We start from the raw sequence: 18,672 nt of genomic DNA on the forward strand, positions 1-18,672 counted from the left end.
GGAGGACATTATGAGCTTATTAACTGTTGAAAAATTAGGTCATACATTTGGTGATCGTACATTATTTAAAGATGTATCTATGCGCTTACTCGCAGGAGAACATGTTGGATTAGTTGGAGCAAACGGTGTTGGTAAATCAACATTTATGAATATAATTACTGGTCAGCTTATCCATGACGAAGGTCGTGTAGAATGGACACCTGGTACAAATTATGGTTACTTAGACCAACATACCATTTTAACACCCGGTCGCACGATTCGTGACGTATTAGCAGATGCGTTTTTACCTTTATTTGAAAAAGAAAAAGCTTTAAATGAAGTTACAGAAAAAATGGGAACTGCTACACCGGAAGAATTAGAGGAACTTCTTGAGCAAATGGCAGAAATTCAAGATGCCCTTGAAGCAGGTGGCTTCTATTTATTAGATATGAAAATTGAAGAAGCAGCACGTGGTCTTGGAATCGACGCAATTGGCCTAGATCGTGATGTTGCGGCGTTAAGTGGTGGACAACGTACAAAAGTATTACTTGCAAAATTACTACTTGAACAACCAGAAGTATTACTATTAGATGAACCTACCAACTATTTAGACGTTGAACATATTCATTGGTTAACAAATTATTTAAAAGAATATCCACATGCATTCCTATTAATTTCCCATGATACGGAATTTATGAATAAATGTGTCGATGTTATTTTCCATCTAGAGTTTACAAAAATGACGCGTTATACAGCGACATATGAAAAATTCCTAGAACTAGCGGAAATTAATAAAAATCAGCATATTAATGCTTACGAAAAACAAAAAGAGTTTATTAAAAAACAAGAAGATTTTATTGCGAAAAATAAGGCTCGTTACTCAACGACAGGTCGTGCAAAGAGTCGTCAAAAACAACTCGATCGTATGGAACGTATCGATCGTCCTGAAACAGCAATTAAACCTGAATTCTCATTTAAAGAAAGTCGTGCAAGTAGTCGATTCGTCTTTGAAGGAGAAAATGTAGAGATTGGATATACACATCCATTATTACCGAAATTAACAATGACAATTGAACGCGGTGAAAAAATTGCAATTGTTGGATGTAATGGTGTCGGTAAGTCAACACTATTAAAAACGATTTTAGGTAAAATTAAACCATTAAGCGGAAAAACAAGTCTTGGTGACTTCTTAAACCCATCCTACTTCGAGCAAGAAGTAAAAGCTGATAATGTAACACCAATTGATGATGTTTGGAATACATTCCCTAGCTTAGACCAACATCAAGTACGTGCAATGTTAGCGAAATGCGGTTTAAAAAACGAACATATCTCTCGTCCACTGAATCAATTAAGCGGTGGCGAACAAGCAAAAGTTCGTTTATGTAAACTAATGGGCGAAGAAAGTAACTGGCTACTCTTTGATGAGCCAACAAACCACCTTGATGTTACAGCAAAAGATGAGCTGAAAAAAGCGATGAAAGCATACAAAGGAACAATTCTTCTTGTATGTCACGAACCAGACTTTTATGAAGATTGGATAACAAAAACTTGGGATGTAGAAAAATGGGCCCAAGAAAATTCTTAATCCCCTAAAAAACATCCCTTTACACTGCTATTTAGCGTGTAAAGGGATTTCGTTTTAAAATACCATAAGGTTTGATAAGGAGTTTTTATATATAATGCAAAGTACATTTTTTCTAAAACTCAATACATTTTTTGTGAAATGCTTATTAGTGCTATGTCTAATTATTTCTGCAGCTATTACATGGGACTCAGTATCCGTGGTTAGAGCACAGGCCGACACTCGTTTACTTATTATAATCCCAAGCATCATTTTAATAGGCCTTCTATTTATACTCATTGGCTATATTACCAATAAATATATGTCAAAACTAATATTTACTATTGCACTTATCATTTTAGCCTTCTCTATTCGATTCATCTGGTTTCTTAATATCCAAACTCCTATCGAATCAGATTTTGCTATGATGTACAATGGAGCCGTACAAGCAACTAAAGGAGATTTTAGTTTTGCTCAAAGTATATATTATACTTCTTGGGTTTATCAGCTTGGATTTACAATGTATCAAGCTTTAATTATTAATTTATTCGGTGAGGGGACTTTCTTTCTAAAGTTCTTAAATGTGTTATATTGCACAGGAACAACATTATTAGTTTACAAAATAACTTCTCACATATTTAATGAGTGGACTGGACGCGTGGCGGGATTAATATATGCATTATATATCCCAAGTATTGTATTAAGCTCAGTCCTAACAAATCAACACCTTGCCACATTCCTATTTTATCTTGGGTTTTATTTATTAATTACAAAAGGCTTAAGTCATAAATATATGTGGATTTTTATAGGGATCTCTCTTTCTTTAGGAGACATCATGCGCCCACTTGGTGGCATAATCCTAATTGCAGTAACTATTTATTTCTTTTTACACGGTATGTTAGGGAAATCGAAACGAGATATTTTCACTTCTATTAAAAAACTTTGTGGGATTTTCATCGTATTTTACCTTGTTCATTACATTATAAGTTATTCATTTATATCTGCCGGAATTACACAATACCCACTATCCAACCGTGACCCTCTCTGGAAATTCACAGTAGGACTTAATCATGAAACAAAAGGTGGTTACTCTACAGCAGATGCAGAATATATGATGTCCTTTGAGATTGGTGAAGAACGAAAAGCAGCTGAAAAGAAACTGATTCAAGAGCGACTAGCTGATCCACAGAAGGTTTTATCTTTATTCGGTGATAAGTTCACGCTCATGTGGGCAGATTACGACTCCGCCCCATCATGGAGTCTACTAACACTGGGGAACACAGATAATAATATGATTACTTTACAAAACGACCTTATGAAATATGAAAAGTATATGTATATGACAGCTATGCTATTTGGTACGCTAGCACTTCTTTATCTCATATTGACTAAGCAAAACAACACGCATTACACAATATTTTTACTATTAATAATTGGTTATGTAACTGTTCACTTCTTAATTGAATACCAAACAAGATATCGATACTTTATCATTCCTAGCTTTACAATCATTCAAAGTTATGGACTATATTTATGCTATCGATTTATACCAAACAGAAAAACCTCCAAAGCACAAAACTAAACTTGAACCAGTGAAAAGTTAATCATCAAAACACATTAAAATGAACTAAAAAGGCATGAGACCGGTGCAATACCGAGCTCATGCCTTTTCATGTATATCTATATTTTCTTTTTTATTGTAAGCATGATTTATACCAAATGCAGCCAAAATGATCATTGAAATGGTGGCTGAATAATGATATCTTGATGCCACTTCTACTAACAACTGTGCCATTGTTAATCCTATCGCGTATAAGCAAATAATAAATAGAGACGATTTGTTTTTATTTTTAATAGCCACCAATACACCTACTAATGAAGTAACAATTAAGAAGTAATAAAACATATTAGATGCTACTGTATATCGTACTATATGATCTAATGCAGGATCAGCATAAGAAACTGCTGCACTATCCTCACCTAAAAGCTCAAAGAATTTATTGGAGAATAATTTCACAAAATCAATATTATCATTTTTTATCCTCTCTTTTGCTTCTTCTAGCATTTTCTGTTGAGCATCATTCGCATTCCATCCTGGTTTATTACTATAATGAAACAATAGTTCAGCATCGGGTCGATTCCATTTCCCCGAGCTTTCTTCATTAAATCCTACATAAATGTTATACCCTGGGGTTGACGCTATCTCTTCACCTAAACGTACTGTTATATACTGATTTATTGCGGAAGAAAAAATAAGGTATCCTACAACAATAACTCCTACATACGTTATCTTATTTAGCCATATTTTTTTATTCCCTACATGCTTTGTATCTATAATAAAAAACCATATCAATAGAGCAATAATTGGAACTGCTGCAATTGGTCGCACCATATTCATAAATGCAAGTAAGGCTGCTATTAAAACGGAATAAACAAGTAATCGTTTTATATTTATATTGGCGATTTTTTCATGAGTCATTATCATAATAAGCCAAATCAACAACAGTACTGTACAATAGAGCGGTTCTGACATTGCAAACATATTATAAATCGTTTGAGAAGGTAACGCTATCCATAAAACACTTGCTGTTATTGCCGTTTTAACCCCACCAATTTTTCTAGATATAGCATATATTAACCCCATTGATATTGTAGTTAAAATAACATTTAAAATAGGTGGTATCATATAACTAGATCCAAAGATTTTCATGAAAATACTTAAAAACGAAGCATATCCAAAAATATGTGGAAATAATGCGATGTATCTATTATCAATGACAAAGTTTTCACTTAGTGCTTCTGCAGTATAATAAAATGTAGCATAATCAACCAATGGTTGAATTTGGTACCTAAGCACCCATGCTAATTTGAATGCAAAACAAACGATTACTAAAACAAAAAAGCATTTTTTTTCACTTAATTTTTCTAGATACAGCGAACTTTTTCTAAGGATAAAACTTCCCACTATAGATAATAATAAAACACCCACTAATAATGTTACATAATTATACTTTTGAGTATCTGAAAAATAATTAATAAGTAATGCTAAAGTAAAAAAAACGTATATAACATATACCGCACGTGTAGAAAAATTAGACATGCCTTTAAAAAATAATTTCAAAACAATTTACTCCTTTAAAGATTAGTATTAAGAATAACGTTATCTCCATTACAAAAACATAATGAAAATTTAGGACTATTCATTTTTACCACAAAACCAAAAATACACATGTTATTTTTGTTCGCACTATACTTTTTAATTGTCGGTGGTACGTAAAGCATATCATATATTTATCTATATTTTGTATATAATACCCATTTTTTCTAATTACTCAAAAAATCACTCTAATCAAAATAAATAACGTTTCAGCATAAAATATGCTATAATAAGTATTTGTTATGTACGAATAACCTTTCTACATTTCCTGTTTTATTTATATATTTTATAAAGATGAGGATACTATTATGGAGAAACTCTTAAAGTTTGGTTTAGTAGGAATCTTTAATACGCTCATTACAATTATTAGCTTTTGGATATTATTAAAATTTGGGTTGAACTACCTTATTGCGAATACCATTGCCTATTCAATTGGTGTTGCCAATAGCTACTATTGGAATAAAAATTGGGTGTTTAAACCTAATAATAAAAGCACGTCAATGTTCTTTAAATTTCTAACTGTAAATTTAATTGTATTTGCTTTTAATACATTATGTTTATTTATATTAGTAGATAAACTTACCCTTAATGCGTTAATTGCACAGATTTTCGCAATTGGTGTCGGAATGGTTATCAATTTTGTCCTTAATAAAATTTGGACATTCAACCAAACTGAAAAGGCTACTAATTAAACTTAAACAACTTATTAAAACTACGGAGGATACAACATGCAAAAATTAATTTCGGTTGTAGTTCCTATGTACTTCGAGGAAGAAGTAGCACAGGAATGTTATAACCGTTTAAAGTCCGTTATGCTTCAAAATGATATTAATTACGAGTTTGTCTTTGTAAACGACGGTAGCACAGACCGTACAATGGAGATCTTATCTGAGATTGCAGCAAATGATCACCGTACAAAAATCGTCAATTTCGCACGTAATTTTGGACACCAAATAGCCGTTACAGCTGGTATTGCTGCTGCAAAAGGTGACGCTATTGTAATTATCGATGCAGACTTACAAGATCCACCTGAAGTTATTCCTGAACTTATTGCAAAATGGGAAGAAGGATATGAAGTTGTTTATGCGAAACGTAAACAACGTAAAGGTGAAACTTGGTTTAAACTTTTAACAGCTAAATATTTCTATAAATTCTTAAACTACATGTCTGATATCGATATCCCAAAAGATACTGGTGATTTCCGAATCATCGATCGTAAAGTAGCTGATGTTTTCAATCAAATGACTGAGCGCAATCGTTTCATTCGTGGGATGATGTCTTGGGTTGGCTTCCGCCAAACGTACGTTGAATATGAACGCGATGAGCGCTTTGCTGGTGAAACAAAATATCCATTGAAGAAAATGATTAAATTTGCATCTGATGGCATTATTGCGTTTTCAACAAAACCGTTACGTATCGTTATGACTTTAGGCTTATTATCAGTTCTTATTTCAATAATTGTCTTACTATATACAATTACTGTGAAAATTATTGGCTCTGGTACACAAACAGGTTGGGCATCTATTATGGTCGCTATTACATTCTTTAGCGGTATTCAGTTGCTTGGTCTTGGAATCGTTGGCCAATATATTGCTCGTATTTATGACGAGAGTAAAAACCGTCCGATTTATATTGTGAAAGAAACAATCAATATCGAGCAAGAAGAGACTACACAAACAAAAGAAAAAGTGAATGCATAATAATAAAGGTAACAATGAAAACTATCATTGTTACCTTTTTATATTGTAATACCCCATAAGCCTCAAACGAAATTCTTTTAAATTTTGATATACCTCTAAATTAGATAACATCCCTTGGATGACCGGGATCCTTGGATTTTGCAATCTCATTTCTGCCTCCAAAACATCTAATGTAACAAGCAATTCCTCATTTTCTAATTGATCAGCTAATGTGCGTTTAAAAACGATAATTTCTTTTAAAAAGTGTTCCTTAACCTGCTCCTTAATGAGCTCTGATTTGCAAAGGAATTCTCCCAGCTTTTCTTCATGTAACACAGGTTCTTCCGAAGATTCTACCAATCCATCTACTAAATCATCTACTCTTTTCAAAATAAAAGCAGAAACATAAGATAAGTCAATTTCTGACGCTTGTAAAATAATTAACTCTAAATATCCACGGCATATGCCTTCTACCATAATAACTAAATCTAATAAATAAGGCATAACCTTCTCACCATAAATAGACAGTAAACTATTCCGGTAAAATGCATGAGACTCTAACTTCATCCGCATCATAAACTCTTCTACTTCTTTATTAAAAGGTATAGCATTTTCTCTCGCGTGCATAATAATAAATTCTTTATGCTTTTGTATATCGTTAAACTGGCAATGCAATTGCTTTGCAAATTTTTCACGCGGTAATAACGATTCTTTTTCAATATCCATCATTTTATTTTGAATCTTGTCATAGTAATATCGAAGTGTTGCTAATAAAAGCTCCTCTTTCGATTTAAAGTATAAATAGAAAGCTCCCTTAGATATGCCACAAGCAGTCACAATTTCCTGTACTGATGTCGCATTTACACCCTTAGTCGCAAATAACTTCATAGCCATCTCTATAATTAAACGTTCTTTTTCTTTCATATTTTCTCTCCTAAATTTAATCTCGCATCTTATTATGAATTTATCCCGCTATTCGCCGGGCAGTAAGCCCCCGCCTCAAAATTCAGCGCAAACAAAGAAGTTCGGTGGGGAGCGGGCTGCCCGTAAAAGCCCGATTGGTTCAACTAATAATCAGTGGAATGAAAAAATCCCCACTGATTAAAGTTTCACTTTATTATACCATCCCTTTTCATTGACGACTGACCAATCAGTCAGTTATATTATGTATTAGACTGACCAGTTGGTCAATACAATACAAAGGGAGCGCAAACATGAACAAAATTATTAATTTCTCGTTAAAAAATAAGTTCGCAGTTTGGCTACTAACCATTATTGTTACCATTGCAGGTATTTATTCTGGGCTGAATATGAAGCTGGAAACAATTCCTGATATTACAACACCTGTTGTAACAGTAACTACGGTTTATCCTGGTGCTACACCAGAAGAAGTAGCTGACAAAATTTCAAAACCGATGGAAGAGCAACTGCAAAACTTAAGTGGTGTAAACGTTGTTAGTTCATCGTCTTTTCAAAACGCATCTTCTATTCAGGTAGAATATGATTTTGATAAAAATATGGAAAAGGCTGAAACAGAAATTAAAGAAGCTCTCGCAAATGTGAAACTGCCAGAAGGCGTAAAGGATCCGAAAGTTTCACGTGTAAACTTCAATGCCTTTCCAGTTATTTCGTTAAGCGTAGCAAGTAAAAATGAATCTTTAGCTACCTTAACTGAAAATGTAGAGAAGAATGTTGTGCCAGGATTAAAAGGACTTGATGGTGTTGCATCTGTTCAAATTTCAGGTCAACAAGTAGATGAAGTACAACTTGTCTTCAAGACAGATAAGATGAAAGAATTAGGTTTAAGTGAAGATACTGTAAAAAATGTAATTAAAGGATCGGACGTATCGTTGCCACTTGGCTTATATACATTTAAAGACACAGAAAAATCAGTTGTTGTAGATGGAAATATTACAACAATTAAAGCATTGAAAGAATTAAAAATCCCAGCTGTTCCTTCATCACCAAGCGGCCAAGGTAGTCAAAACGCCGGTGCCGGTGCACAAACACCACAAATGAATCCAGCCGCTATGAACGGGATTCCGACAGTTACATTAGACGAAATTGCTGAAATTAAGGAAGTCGGAAAAGCAGAATCTATTTCTCGAACAAATGGAAAAGAAGCAATTGGAATTCAAATTGTAAAGGCTGCTGACGCGAATACAGTTGATGTTGTAAATGCAGTGAAAGATAAAGTAAAAGACCTTGAGAAAAAATATAAAGACTTAGAGATTATTTCAACATTTGACCAAGGTGCACCGATTGAGAAATCAGTAGAAACAATGCTGAGCAAAGCCATTTTTGGTGCTATCTTTGCGATTGTTATTATTATGCTGTTCTTACGAAATATCCGAACAACATTAATCTCTGTCGTTTCCATACCACTTTCTTTATTAATTGCTGTATTAGTCATAAAACAAATGGATATTACGCTTAACATTATGACACTTGGAGCAATGACAGTCGCTATTGGACGCGTTGTTGATGACTCCATTGTTGTTATTGAAAATATTTACCGACGAATGTCGTTATCAGAAGAGAAACTACGCGGAAAAGATTTAATTCGTGAAGCTACGAAGGAAATGTTCATCCCAATTATGTCTTCTACCATTGTAACGATTGCTGTATTCTTACCGCTTGGACTAGTAAAAGGTATGATTGGTGAAATGTTCTTACCATTTGCCTTAACTATCGTCTTCGCTTTATTAGCATCGTTACTAGTAGCAGTTACAATCGTACCGATGCTAGCTCACTCTTTATTTAAGAAAGAGAGCATGAGGGAAAAAGAAGTACATCATGAAGAAAAACCAAGTAAATTAGCGAACTGGTATAAACGCATACTTGCATGGGCTTTAAATCATAAAATTATTACATCAAGTATCGCTGTCCTTCTATTAGTTGGTAGTCTTGCACTAGTGCCAATTATCGGTGTAAGTTTCTTACCAGCCGAAGAAGAAAAAATGATCATTACAACGTACAATCCTGAACCAGGGCAAACGTTAGAAGATGTTGAAAAAATTGCAACGAAAGCTGAGAAGCATTTCCAAGATAATAAAGACGTGAAAACAATTCAGTTCTCATTAGGTGGAGAAAATCCAATGAGCCCTGGTCAATCAAATCAAGCAATGTTCTTCGTACAATATGATAACGACACAAAAAACTTTGAAAAAGAGAAAGAGCAAGTCGTTAAAGATTTACAGAAGATGTCTGGAAAAGGCGAATGGAAAAACCAAGATTTCGGAGCGAGTGGCGGTAGTAATGAAATTAAACTATACGTTTACGGAGATAGCTCGGAAGACATTAAGCCTGTCGTAAAAGATATTCAAAATATCATGAAGAAAAGTAAAGACTTAAAAGATGTAGACTCTAGTATTGCAAAAACGTACGCAGAGTACACTTTAGTCGCAGATCAAGAAAAACTAAGTAAAATGGGTCTAACGGCTGCGCAAATTGGAATGGGACTTTCTAATCCACATGATCGCCCTGTTCTGACAACAATTAAAAAAGACGGTAAAGATGTCAATGTATATGTAGAAGCTGAAAAACAAAATTATGAAACAATCGATGACTTAACAAATCGAAAAATTACAACACCACTTGGTACTGAAGTGGCTGTGAAAGATGTTATGACTGTAAAAGAAGGTGAAACTTCGAATACAGTAAAACACCGCGATGGCCGTGTTTATGCGGAAGTAAGCGCAAAACTAACATCTGATGACGTTTCAAAAGCATCCGCCGCTGTTCAAAAAGAAGTAGATAAAATGGATCTGCCTTCGGGCGTAGATGTTTCTATGGGCGGCGTTACAAAAGATATTGAAGAATCATTCAAGCAACTTGGCTTAGCGATGTTAGCTGCGATTGCCATCGTATACTTCGTTCTTGTCGTTACATTTGGCGGTGCCCTTGCACCATTCGCAATTTTATTCTCGCTACCATTTACAATTATCGGAGCTCTTGTTGCCTTATTAATCTCGGGCGAAACGTTAAGTGTCTCTGCGATGATTGGTGCGCTTATGTTAATCGGTATCGTTGTAACAAACGCAATCGTGCTTATCGACCGCGTTATTCATAAAGAAAATGAAGGTCTATCAACACGTGAAGCTTTATTAGAAGCTGGTGCAACACGCCTTCGCCCGATTTTAATGACTGCAATTGCAACAATCGGTGCTCTTATCCCACTTGCATTAGGATTTGAAGGTAGCGGCTTAATTTCTAAAGGACTTGGTGTAACAGTAATTGGTGGATTAACAAGTTCAACGTTACTAACACTTCTTATTGTACCAATCGTTTATGAAGTAGTAAGCAAGTTCAAAAAGAAAAAAGTGAAATAAAAAAATAACCTCGCAAACTGCGAGGTTATTTTTTATTCCCAAATACGATTAGGAAATCACCATATCCTTCTTTTTCTAATTCCTCTTTTGGAATAAATCGAAGAGCTGCGGAGTTAATACAGTAACGAAGGCCATCTGGTCCTGGACCGTCTGGAAATACGTGCCCCAGATGTGAATCTCCTTCCTTACTTCTCACTTCTGTTCGCGTCATATTATGACTCACATCCATTTTTTCTTTCACACTAGCTGACATAACTGGCTTCGTAAAACTAGGCCATCCACACCCGCTATCAAACTTATCTAAAGAAGTAAATAACGGTTCTCCTGAAACGATGTCTACATAAAGACCTTCTTCTTTATGATTCCAATACTCATTTTGAAATGGTGGTTCCGTTCCATTTTCCTGCGTTACATAAAATTGCATCTCATTTAGTTTTTCTTTTAAATGATCATTATCTTTTGGCCAATGTTGTTTAATAAAAGCATCTCGCCCTGAGCCTTTACGGTATAACTCGTAGCGGAATGTATTTTTCTTATGATATCCTTGGTGATATTCCTCAGCCAGATAAAACGGCGTAGCTGGCAATATTTTTGTCGCAATTGGTTTTGAAAAACGCCCGCTCTTTGCAAGCTCTTCTTTTGAAGCCTCTGCTTTTTTATGCTGTTCTTCATTATGATAAAAAATCACTGTTTCGTAAGACTGTCCGCGATCGTGGAATTGTCCACCTACATCAGTCGGATCAATTTGTCTCCAATATATATTTAATAACTCCTCATACGGCATTTTATTTGCGTCAAATGTAATTTGTACTGCCTCATAATGTCCCGTCGTTTCCGAACATACCTCTTTATACGTTGGATTCTCTTTACGACCACCCGTATAGCCAGAAACAACCTCTATAATTCCTTCCATCTCTTCAAACGGCGAAACCATACACCAAAAGCACCCTCCAGCAAATGTAGCTAACTCTACCTTTTCATTTACAGCCATTCTTTCACCCCTATTCTATCTTCTGCTTACAGTATGGCATAAAAAACATCATGTTATAAAAGAAAAAGCATCGAACATCGATGCTTTTTCTTTACTTCACCTTATTTTTTCTGGCGTCATTCTCCATTTCATCACTTGTCACATCTAAGACATCTAATAAGAAAATGAAGATTGGAATACCGATAATTAGTCCCCATACACCTAAGAAGTGTTCTGAGAAGATTAATACCATAAACGTATAGAAAATCGGTAAGTTTGTTTTTTGCGACATAAACTTCGGATTTAACACGTAACTTTCAAGCGCATGAATTACTGTTACGATAATTAAAATATAAACAACGTACATAATACCGCCGATATTGTAAGCAATCATACAAAGCGGGAATAACGAAATGATAACCCCAGCTACTGGAATTAAACCGAGTAAGAAAATCATTAACGCTAAACCTAATAATTGCGGGAATCCTAATATCCATAGTGCAATAACGGATAAAACGCAGTTAACAACTGCAATTAAAAATTGTGCTTCGATTACTTTTCCGAATGAACGTGCAAATTTCTTACCGAAGTACTCAATTTCAGTATAGAAAATTGCAAGTCGGCTTTCTTTAAATTTTGCAGTAAAAGCAACAATACGAGCCTTCTCCAATAAGAAAAATAAACTTAATATTAAAGAAAGTAACACTTGAAGGCCAAATTTCCCAACATTCGTAATCGATTTATACAAAATGTCAACGCCTTGTCCTACATATTTCGAAAGTTCCATATGATTGACAGCATTCACTGCATACTTAATTAATTCACTATCCGGTGGGTTTCTTAAAAATACGTTAAATTGATAAATCAATTGTGAAATTTGTATCGTTAATACCGGTAAATATTTAAATAGCGTAATAGCAATTCCACCAATTAACATGACATATAGAAATGCTATAATAATTTTTCGGTTAATGGGCATGAAATGATCTAATTTGCGAGAAATAAACTTTTGGAATCGATCCATTAAATACGTGAGAATAAACGTAATTAAAATTAAATTCAACATACTTTGCAGCCCGTATAACACGAGAGCAAGTATTACTAATACGAGAAACCTCTGAAATCCTTTGCTTTGAAACAGGTTTTTTATTTGCATAATCGACGAGTACTCTCTCCTGTCCTATAAAGTAAAACGTTAATAAGTAGATTTTTCTCTCTTTTCTACTTTTAGTTATTCATTCATATGAAGATTTTTATAAGCTTATTATATGTCTCCCTTAGCAGATCCTATAGTAGCTTACTTCTTATTTTACAATACAATGACCTAATTCAAAACGTATTCTACACAGTATTAATGAAGATTTAAGGAAACTTACATTTCGTTAAGATAGGTCTTACCACTACTGTAACATAAAAAGCAAGCTATCAGTAGAAATCTGTCCTACAAATAGCTTGCTTTTCTCATTTTTTTAAGTAAGTTTTACTAGCCAATGAATGGCATAAACATCGGTATGACAACTACAGTTACAACCCCCACTACTGTTACAGCAATACTTGCCATAGCTGCCTCTACTTCACCCATTTCAATTCCTACTGCCACTCCTAATGCATGACCTGCTGTTCCAAGTGCTAAACCTTTTGCAATTGGATGTTTTACTCTAAATGTTTTTAAGAATAACGCTCCTAATGCGTATACAATAACTGCGTTAAAAATAACTGCAAACGATGTAATTGCTGGTATACCACCAATACTTTCAGAGATCGGTAACGCGATTGCTGTTGTTGCTGCTTGTGGTAACATGGAATTCATTACCGCTGTATCTAGACCAATTGCTTTGGCAACAATGAACACGACAATTACTGAACAAATAGACCCAACTACGATAGCCGATAAAATTTGCCACCAATATTTTTTCAACTTATCCACTTGTTTATATAATGGAATTGCAAACGCGATTGTTGCTGGTTCTAAGAAGAAGCTAATCATTTTTCCGCCAGTATTATATTCTTCAAAAGTAAAATTACCTACTTTTAGAAAGACAATCCCTAACACCATCGCTACGAATAATGGTGTGAATAAGAAGAATCCTTTTGAATGCTTAAATAATAATGTTCCGATTCCGTATGCTATTAATGAAACGACGATTCCGAAATATGGAGTCATTGTGCTTGCCATGTTCATTCCCTCCTAACAATATATACTAAATTGGTTATGCAACTTTTCCGTGCTTGCGTCCTTTATTTACTACTTTCAATTCTTTCGTATCTTCTATTTCTTCGTCATCTTTTCCTAAAATGAATTGTGCAAATAACCCTGTTACAGCGAGTAAAATAATTGTTGCTACAACAATTACAGTTAAAATTTGTACAAAATATTGTCCCATTACACCGAGAGAATTAATAACTGAAATACCTGATGGGACGAAAAGGAATCCGATAATACCTGTTAAAGCTGTTCCAAGTGATTCAACTTGTTCTAATTTAATAACTTTCAAACATAATAGGCTAAATAGAATGACTAATCCGATCACCGATGAAGGCATCGGAATTGGTAAATGCGTTGCAATAATATTAGAAACTAACATAATAGCTGAAAATATGAATGCTTGTGATAAGAAACTATATACTTTTTTCGTACTCATTTTGGCCACCTCTTTCGATTTGGTACCTTAATTGTATAAGATACAAATAAATCTGTAAGCGTTTACACAACAGAACGTCAAATATACAAAATTAATTACAGAAATAGGCAGATGAAATACAAAAAGCTACTTCTTAAATACGAAGTAGCTTTTTGAGTTCTTTTGCATATGTACGGCTAACAGGTACTTTTGATCCTTCTTTCATAATTAAATTATATGTAGAATTGAACCATGGTTGTATTTCTGTAATATGATTAATATTTGCAATAAAACTACGATGGACACGCATAAAACTTGCTTGCGGCAACTTCTTTTCCAAAATGACAAGTGTATCGTGTGTTACATATGTCTCTCTCGTCGTTTTTACTGTCACTTTTCCGTCCACAAGTCCTACATATATAATATCTTCAATATTCACAAGCACAATCGATTCTTCAATTGGTAATGCTAATTTATGCATCTCGGTCGTTACATCTACACTCTTTACTTCTTGTTTCGTTTCTAATTTTATTTGTTTTTGCTTTTTATATTTCTTTAATGTCTGTACGATACGTTCTTCATCAAATGGCTTTAAAATGTAGTCTAACGCATCTACTTCAAATGCTTGCAGCGCATATTGATCATAGGCAGTAGCAAACACAATTGCAGGGGGATTTTTCATCTTCTTTAATATATTTGCAATTTCAAATCCGTTATCATCAGATAACTGAATGTCTAGGAAAACAATATCTGGTTTATTTTTCATTAATTCCTCTAATGCATCCTCTACACAATCCGCCTCACCAATTATCTCTACTTCTTTCGTTTGCTCTAATAAATATTTCAATTCATCACGCGCTAACATTTCATCATCAACTACCAATACTTTTAACACTCCGTTTTTCCTCCCCTACTTTTTTCGGAATTACAAAGAGGAACTTTGTCCCTTGCTCTAATTTACTTTCAATTTGAAGCATTGTCTCTTTCCCGAATAACCCGATAAGTCGTTCATTAATATTATATAAAGCTGTTCCAGTCCCTTTCTTTGATGGAACTACCATTTTCCCTAATTGTCCAAGACGTTCATCCTCAATTCCTTGTCCATTATCTTGGACTTCAAAATGCACCATCCCCTCCTTTTCAAACACATGTACCTCAACTTCGCACACTGGCTGCTTTTTCGGAAAAGCATGGCGCAATGCATTTTCAACTAATAGCTGCAGTACAAATGGTGGAACTAAGGTCGTCTTTAACTCTTCCTCAACGTACATCTTCACTTCATACTTATTCGGAAACCTCGCTTGTTCTAACGATAAATATGCATGTACATGATTTAACTCTTGTTCTAATGGGATAAGCAATTGGCGTGCCCCTTGCAAATTACAACGAAAATACACGCTAAGCTGCAATAATAATTTTCTCGCTTTTTCTACATCTGTTCGACATAAAGCCGATACAGTATTAATTGCATTAAATAAAAAATGCGGATTTATTTGTGCTTGTAATGCTTTTATTTCGGCATCTTGCAATAACTTACTTTGTAACTCTGCTTCACCTAACTCAAGCTGTGTAGAGAATATTTTCGCTAGCCCTTCCGCTAGCTCTTCTTCCACACGACTTAATTGATTAGAGTTTTTAAAATAAAGTTTTAATGTTCCTATCGTATTCCCATGTGAAGTTAGTGGAATAACAACTGCCGCTTGTAATGGACATCTTTCCTGCTGACAATTAATACTTTCACGTGATTTCGCTTTCATTATTTTCCCTGTTTTTAAGACTGATTTTGATAAACCCGTTATTAAACTATGTGAAGGAATATGGTGATCTGATGCTAATCCAACGTGAGCTAATATTTTCTCTGTATCTGTTAAGGATACCGCATCTGTTCCCGTAAAGCGGTGAATAATTTGTGCCACATGTTTACAAGAATCTTCTGTTAGTCCGCGGCGAAAATATGGTAATGTTTTATCAGCAATTCGTAATACTTTATGCGTTTGCAAGGCTTTCGCATTTTCTTCCTGGCGCAAAATAGCTTGTATCATAGAAAGTAAAATAAAACTCCCGAAACTATTTACAAGTATCATTGGTATCGCAATTGTTTTCACGATACTAATCCCATCCTCTACGATTAATAGGATCATAATCATCTCTAAAGAAACGATAAATACACTTAAAATCGCTGAAAATTTAGGCGTAATTGCACGATTATATTTTTTAAAAATGTATCCAATATACCCCGTTATAACACCTGCTAAAATTGATGAAATTGCACAACTTAGTGCTGTCGTCCCGCCAAGCATATAACGGTGAATACCCGCAATCGATCCCACTCCAATGCCGACGATAGGACCACCAAGCAATCCACTAATTCCAACACCCATAATACGTGTATTCGCAATTGTACTAGATGACGAAACACCTTGTAGCCAATTTTCTTTCATAATTGTATTCCCGGTAATTTCAATTCCTGTGTAATTGCTTACAATTGTAAACACTGAAAAAATACAAATAAGCTTAAGCTTATCTACATACCCATCTTGTCTATGAAGAAGGCGCCTGAACGTTTTAATATGAGAAAGTAAAAATCCTAAAATAACAATAAGTCCGACACGTTCAATCATCATAAGTACTAAATTTAGCATCTGTGATTCATTCCTTTTTATATGAGTTATTTTTATTATGGGAAAATAATGAAGTGTGCGTCAAGGAGAATGAAATATCTTTTGAAATATTTCACACATAATAACGCTCTCTTTATTTGACAATGTAATAGAAGAGTGCTAAAAATAAAGTAATATAATACAGTCCTTTAACCCAACCCCGTGAGGTTGAGAAGGAAGTCGGAATATACTATACGTATGTCCTTTTTTAGGAATACGTATGACTTTTTGGCCTTCTCATCATATCAGGTGAGAAGGCCTTTTGTTATTCTTCCATAGCGACTGTAGAAGAAAATAAGGAGGAGTAATGATGAACGTCACTACTGGTGTACAATCAACAACAGAGGAGACGAAAGAGAAAAGATATAAAACATTGTTTGGTTCTGCGCTAGGGTATGCAGCAGAAGGTTTAGATATGTTGCTCTTATCTTTCGTGCTCGTCTACATTTTAAAAGAATTTCATTTAAGCCCTGTTGAAGGTGGAAACTTAACATTAGCTACCACAATAGGAATGCTAATTGGGTCTTATTTATTTGGATTTATTGCTGATTTATTTGGGCGTATCCGTACGATGGCCTTCACAATCTTACTATTCTCACTAGCAACAGCACTTATTTATTTCGCAACCGATTATTGGCAATTATTAATTCTTCGCTTTTTAGTTGGAATGGGAGTTGGTGGTGAATTCGGGATTGGGATGGCCATCGTAACTGAAACATGGTCTAAAGAAATGCGCGCTAAGGCGACATCCGTTGTTGCACTGGGATGGCAATTTGGCGTACTAGTCGCTTCACTCCTTCCAGCATTTATCGTCCCGCATTTCGGATGGAGAGCTGTTTTCTTATTTGGACTCATTCCCGCTCTACTAGCTGTCTATGTACGCAAAAGTTTAAGTGAACCGAAAATATGGGAACAAAAACAACGATACAAAAAAGAGTTGTTACAAAAAGAAGCTGAAGGTAATTTAACAACTACTGAGGCAGAACAACTAAAGCAAATGAAAAAGTTCCCACTTCGAAAGTTATTCGCCAATAAAAAAGTAACGATAACAACCATTGGTCTTATTATTATGTCATTTATCCAGAACTTCGGATATTATGGAATTTTTACGTGGATGCCAACTATTTTAGCGAATAAATATAACTACACATTAGCAAAAGCGAGCGGTTGGATGTTCATCTCTACGATCGGCATGCTAATTGGAATTGCAACTTTTGGCATTCTAGCCGATAAAATTGGTCGCCGTAAAACTTTTACTATCTATTATGTCGGTGGTACTATATACTGTCTCATTTACTTCTTCTTATTCACAGACTCAACCTTATTGTTATGGGGAAGTGCATTGCTTGGATTCTTTGCAAATGGCATGATGGGAGGATTCGGAGCAGTTTTAGCTGAAAACTATCCTGCTGAAGCTCGATCGACAGCAGAGAACTTTATTTTCGGTACAGGACGTGGTTTAGCTGGATTTGGACCTGTTATTATCGGATTACTTGCTACAGGTGGTAACTTAATGGGAGCATTGTCTCTCATCTTCATTATCTATCCAATCGGTTTAGTTACAATGCTATTATGTGTCCCAGAAACGAAAGATAAAGTATTAGAATAGATTGAAACTGTACAGAGTACTATCCCCTTCGAGAAAAGTAGTTAAATAAATAGTAAAGAGGAAGCATCTCAAATGAAATGCTTCCTCTTTTTATATAAATACAAT

At 34.7% G+C, this 18,672-nt stretch carries 14 protein-coding genes; 6 read left to right on the plus strand and 8 right to left on the minus strand.

Annotated features, from left to right (window positions below):
• The first annotated feature begins 10 nt into the window (after positions 1-10).
• Both K5S59_RS15565 and K5S59_RS15570 read left to right on the plus strand, forming a co-directional pair.
• Complete coding sequence (locus tag K5S59_RS15565; protein ID WP_000055399.1) at positions 11-1,564, plus strand: ABC-F family ATP-binding cassette domain-containing protein; 1,554 nt, start codon at positions 11-13, stop codon at positions 1,562-1,564.
• Positions 1,565-1,658: 94 nt separating this feature from the next.
• Positions 1,659-3,122 carry an ArnT family glycosyltransferase gene (locus K5S59_RS15570; RefSeq protein ID WP_120451062.1) on the plus strand — a complete coding sequence of 488 codons (1,464 nt, stop codon included), beginning with the start codon at positions 1,659-1,661 and terminating at the stop codon, positions 3,120-3,122.
• A 78-nt stretch (positions 3,123-3,200) separates the two neighbouring features.
• Here K5S59_RS15570 and K5S59_RS15575 read toward each other — a convergent pair whose 3' ends face one another.
• Positions 3,201-4,661 (minus strand): glycosyltransferase family 39 protein, encoded by a 1,461-nt coding sequence (locus K5S59_RS15575; RefSeq protein WP_120451063.1) that lies wholly within the window; start codon positions 4,659-4,661, stop codon positions 3,201-3,203.
• A 344-nt stretch (positions 4,662-5,005) separates the two neighbouring features.
• On the opposite strand from K5S59_RS15575, the gene K5S59_RS15580 reads away from it, so the two are divergent.
• Together K5S59_RS15580 and K5S59_RS15585 are read left to right on the plus strand one after the other, a co-directional pair.
• Complete coding sequence (locus tag K5S59_RS15580) at positions 5,006-5,389, plus strand: GtrA family protein (RefSeq protein ID WP_000413277.1); 384 nt, start codon at positions 5,006-5,008, stop codon at positions 5,387-5,389.
• Between the two features lie 36 nt (positions 5,390-5,425).
• Positions 5,426-6,397 (plus strand): glycosyltransferase family 2 protein, encoded by a 972-nt coding sequence (locus K5S59_RS15585; RefSeq protein WP_120451064.1) that lies wholly within the window; start codon positions 5,426-5,428, stop codon positions 6,395-6,397.
• A gap of 30 nt (positions 6,398-6,427) precedes the next feature.
• On the opposite strand, the gene K5S59_RS15590 is transcribed toward K5S59_RS15585, so the two are convergent.
• The gene (locus K5S59_RS15590) at positions 6,428-7,300 is read right to left on the minus strand and encodes a TetR/AcrR family transcriptional regulator (protein WP_098872546.1); all 873 of its coding nucleotides are present in this window, start codon (positions 7,298-7,300) and stop codon (positions 6,428-6,430) included.
• A gap of 290 nt (positions 7,301-7,590) precedes the next feature.
• Here K5S59_RS15590 and K5S59_RS15595 point away from each other — a divergent pair, with 290 nt between their 5' ends.
• Positions 7,591-10,707, plus strand: coding sequence for an efflux RND transporter permease subunit (locus tag K5S59_RS15595; protein ID WP_001033506.1), 3,117 nt, complete (start codon positions 7,591-7,593; stop codon positions 10,705-10,707).
• Positions 10,708-10,732: 25 nt separating this feature from the next.
• Here K5S59_RS15595 and msrB read toward each other — a convergent pair whose 3' ends face one another.
• The 6 genes from msrB to lytS form a co-directional block, all read right to left on the minus strand.
• The gene (gene msrB / locus K5S59_RS15600; RefSeq protein ID WP_000290149.1) at positions 10,733-11,698 is read right to left on the minus strand and encodes a peptide-methionine (R)-S-oxide reductase MsrB; all 966 of its coding nucleotides are present in this window, start codon (positions 11,696-11,698) and stop codon (positions 10,733-10,735) included.
• 91 nt (positions 11,699-11,789) lie between these two features.
• Positions 11,790-12,833 carry an AI-2E family transporter gene (locus K5S59_RS15605; RefSeq protein WP_001165998.1) on the minus strand — a complete coding sequence of 348 codons (1,044 nt, stop codon included), beginning with the start codon at positions 12,831-12,833 and terminating at the stop codon, positions 11,790-11,792.
• Between the two features lie 327 nt (positions 12,834-13,160).
• Complete coding sequence (lrgB, locus tag K5S59_RS15610; RefSeq protein WP_000168869.1) at positions 13,161-13,853, minus strand: antiholin-like protein LrgB; 693 nt, start codon at positions 13,851-13,853, stop codon at positions 13,161-13,163.
• A gap of 34 nt (positions 13,854-13,887) precedes the next feature.
• Positions 13,888-14,319 (minus strand): antiholin-like murein hydrolase modulator LrgA, encoded by a 432-nt coding sequence (lrgA, locus tag K5S59_RS15615; protein WP_000104907.1) that lies wholly within the window; start codon positions 14,317-14,319, stop codon positions 13,888-13,890.
• Between the two features lie 133 nt (positions 14,320-14,452).
• Positions 14,453-15,193 (minus strand): LytR/AlgR family response regulator transcription factor, encoded by a 741-nt coding sequence (locus tag K5S59_RS15620; protein WP_000921825.1) that lies wholly within the window; start codon positions 15,191-15,193, stop codon positions 14,453-14,455.
• Positions 15,171-16,940, minus strand: a complete 1,770-nt coding sequence (gene lytS, locus K5S59_RS15625) for a two-component system sensor histidine kinase LytS (RefSeq protein ID WP_098872834.1) — start codon at positions 16,938-16,940, stop codon at positions 15,171-15,173. Before lytS ends, K5S59_RS15620 begins: the two co-directional genes overlap by 23 nt.
• Positions 16,941-17,268: 328 nt before the next feature.
• Between lytS and K5S59_RS15630 the strand changes: the two genes are divergently transcribed.
• The gene (locus tag K5S59_RS15630; protein ID WP_120451065.1) at positions 17,269-18,567 is read left to right on the plus strand and encodes an MFS transporter; all 1,299 of its coding nucleotides are present in this window, start codon (positions 17,269-17,271) and stop codon (positions 18,565-18,567) included.
• Positions 18,568-18,672: the final 105 nt, after the last annotated feature.

The organism is Bacillus sp. BML-BC051 (assembly GCF_019656175.1).
Classification (GTDB): Bacteria; Bacillota; Bacilli; order Bacillales; family Bacillaceae_G; genus Bacillus_A; species Bacillus_A mobilis.